At 42.0% G+C, this 3,104-nt stretch carries 3 protein-coding genes; 1 reads left to right on the plus strand and 2 read right to left on the minus strand.

The window, feature by feature from the left end; genetic code table 11:
* Positions 1 to 144 precede the first annotated feature (144 nt).
* Positions 145 to 1,443, minus strand: a complete 1,299-nt coding sequence (gene ctpB, locus ACKPEB_RS04525) for a carboxyl-terminal processing protease CtpB (RefSeq protein ID WP_408963632.1) — start codon at positions 1,441 to 1,443, stop codon at positions 145 to 147.
* 569 nt (positions 1,444 to 2,012) lie between these two features.
* On the opposite strand from ctpB, the gene ACKPEB_RS04530 reads away from it, so the two are divergent.
* Positions 2,013 to 2,858 carry a hypothetical protein gene (locus ACKPEB_RS04530; RefSeq protein ID WP_408963633.1) on the plus strand — a complete coding sequence of 282 codons (846 nt, stop codon included), beginning with the start codon at positions 2,013 to 2,015 and terminating at the stop codon, positions 2,856 to 2,858.
* A gap of 34 nt (positions 2,859 to 2,892) precedes the next feature.
* Here the strand turns inward: ACKPEB_RS04530 and ACKPEB_RS04535 are convergent.
* Positions 2,893 to 3,104 (minus strand): hypothetical protein (locus ACKPEB_RS04535; protein WP_408963634.1); only part of this gene is annotated, 212 nt, incomplete at its 5' end.

Below are 3,104 nucleotides of genomic sequence, written 5' to 3' on the forward strand. Positions count from 1 at the left end.
TCGCGAACGTTTCCAACTTCTAAGTCCGTTTCTGCTAACTTAATTAAGGCTTCCAAGCTTGAATTCACGTAACGGTTAACGGGTGACGGTTGACGGTTGACTGTTAAGTGCTAACCGTTAGCACTCAACAGTCAATCTATCTTACTATTTAGATTCATTAATCGCTAAAGGGCGATTTCCTGAACCTGCAACCAAAATCGAAATCGCTTTGGTGTAAAGAGGATCTTGGGATGTACCGATTAACTTGGGATCAGTGGCTAATTGTTTTTTCTGATCTTCAGAAAGATCAACTTTAATATCTGGGGTGACACCTTTATGACTAATATCCGTTCCATTGGGTGTATAGTAATGGGCAATGGTTACAGCTAATCCTGAACCATCGGACAGGGAAAACACCGACTGTACTAAAGCTTTCCCAAAGGTTTGAGTTCCCATCACCACACCTCGTTGATTATCTTTCAACGCTCCCGCTAAAATCTCACTGGCACTGGCAGAATTACCATCAACTAAAACAACAACGGGTAAATTCGTGATGGCGGTGCGGTTGTTCCGAATTTCTTGGCTTTTGCCATTACGATCAACGGTGCTGACAATCGCCCCCGTATCCATCCACATTCGAGCAATTTCAATACTGCTACGCAGTAATCCTCCAGGGTTTCCGCGCAAATCAAGAACAAATCCTTGAACTTTTTCTTGGTTTAAGGCTTCAATCGCCTCTTGCATTTGTTCGGCGGCGTGGGAATTGAATTCTCGTAGTTGAATATAACCAATTCTGCGATCGCCTTCAGTATTGAGACGATAGGTAACGGTTTCCAGTTCAATGCGGGCACGAGTTAAGGTGATATCAAATTCTTTTCCGCCGTCCCGTCCAATGCGTAAATTCACACTTGTCCCAACAGCACCTCGAATTTTATTAGCCGCCTGTTCAACGGTCATTCCGGTGGTAGAAACGCCATCAATGGAGAGGACTTTATCCCCGGCTAAGATCCCAGCTTTAATCGCGGGAGAATTTTTAATGGGTTCAACAACAGTAATGGCTTTCGTTTTTTCATCCAGTGTCAGTTGCATTCCCACCCCGGACAGTTCCCCTGCGGTTTGATTGGTTAACGCTTCGTACTGTTTGGGATCCATGAAGCGAGTGTAAGGATCTTTAAGCTTTTCTAGGGCTTTTCGGAGTTCAGTATAGGCGGCTTCGCGGGAAGTATAGTTCTTACTGAGGAGTTCTTCTCGTTGGGCTTGCCAGTCAATCTGGTTAAAGCTACCATCAACAAATTCTCGATTGACAATTTGCCAAGCTTCGTCTAATACTGCCTTCGGACTATCTTTGAGGGTGGCATTGACGCTGCTATTCCAAGCGGGCATCATGAAAGCGGTGACGGTGGCGAGTGCTCCTGTAAACAGGGCTTGACGGAACGGGGAAAAGCGTTTCACGTTCTGATTCATTGAGTCTCCCTATATCGCTTGAGATCCTTGACTGTTAGTGGACGCCAGGGATGAAAGCCTAGATTTAGATTTTAAACGGCTCGGATGCTGAATTTCAGAGGTAAAAGGAAAAACTGTTTAAAAGTGATGATTTTAACCCTTTACCGATAGAAATTTTCCGAATTTGAGGGGGATTGAGACAGACAAACTGGATCTGAACCGAATTGAAGCCTAGCATCGATTCAGTGACTTCAGAACCATTGTAGACAAAACCTCTAATCTAACTTCTCCTTCATTCCAAAACGTAGATTTTCCTGAGTGAATTATTTTTCAGTTCTGATTATAGCTTGAGCTAGAAGGGAATGGGTAGAGCCACTCCTGCTGATGGCAACCCAAATTCATGAGCAATAGCCTATTTTTCTAGCATGATATGATTTTATAGCGCAGTCAGGCTTGAAGTTAGCTGGTTCATGATTCGGTCATCCTGAATCTGGCAGCATTCTACTCATGTCTGCTGGCTTAGGACGGGTCGGCTAACTGCTCCCCGACAGCAGGGCTATTGATAAGCATGATGGGTTCTGGCAAAAATTGTGGTAAATCTTTCTGGTCAATCTATTTTTCCCAAAGGTTTGTCTATTCTTGTACCGATTGCGGTTGCTGGAATGGCGTTAATGAGTATTGTGGGAATGCAACTTTATGCCCCAGGTGGCTTAAAAGGATCTGGGATGAACTCGAACCCCACTGAGAAGATTTCTGCTACCGCAGCCCAACAAGCGCAACAACAGGAAACTGCACGGTTAAAATTGCTCAAGTTATTACCCGCTCTAGGATACAACAACCTTTTGGCGGATTGGACATTTTTAAGCTTTTTACAATATTTTGGGGATGACCCTGCCCGGGAAAAAACCAATTATGAATTGTTAGATGATTATTTTGAGGTGATAGTTACCCATGATCCCCGATGGGTAGAGATGTATAATTTTCTATCCACTTCGGTTTCTTTTTATCAAGCACGACCGGATTTAACGGTTCAATTAATAGAACGAGGTTTACAATCTCTTTCTCCTGCGAAAAACTCGAAAGCTTGGTTAGTTTGGCGAACGAAAGGAATTGATGAATTATTATTATTAGGAGATAGCCAAGCTTCTGCTAAATCTCATGAAATGGCTGCACAATGGGCAGAACATACACCGGATCAGGATTTTTCCCCCCGGTTACGAGAATTTGCAGAAACATTAAAACAAAATCCTGATCATCTACTCATCCGTATTCAGACTTGGTTAATGGTTTATAGTACAACTCAAGATAAATTAGTCCGCAAACGTGCGATTCAAGAATTGCTAGAGTTAGGAGTCAAAATCAAAACTCAAGATAATGGAGAATTAACATTTATCATTCCGCCTGAAACTTCTAAAAAACAAAATAAAAAGAAATAAAATTGCGGTTCTTATTTAACTTAAATCTTGATTATTATTTACTTACGGAAATCAGGAGCGGGTCAGATCTTGGAACGAAGTCAAGAACGCTAAATTTCAAAGCTTGAATCTTTAATAATTTATGTTTAAGATCAATAGATTCACCTTTTGCCTTGTCTATATTGAAAAAGGGATTGGATGGGTGCAGTGCAATAAATACCCTAGAGTTATTCGCTCTGTAAAAACGATAAAAGCAAGCAATGGAGG

The sequence above is a fragment of the Planktothrix sp. genome, from assembly GCF_046067725.1.
Taxonomy (GTDB): Bacteria; Cyanobacteriota; Cyanobacteriia; order Cyanobacteriales; family Microcoleaceae; genus Planktothrix.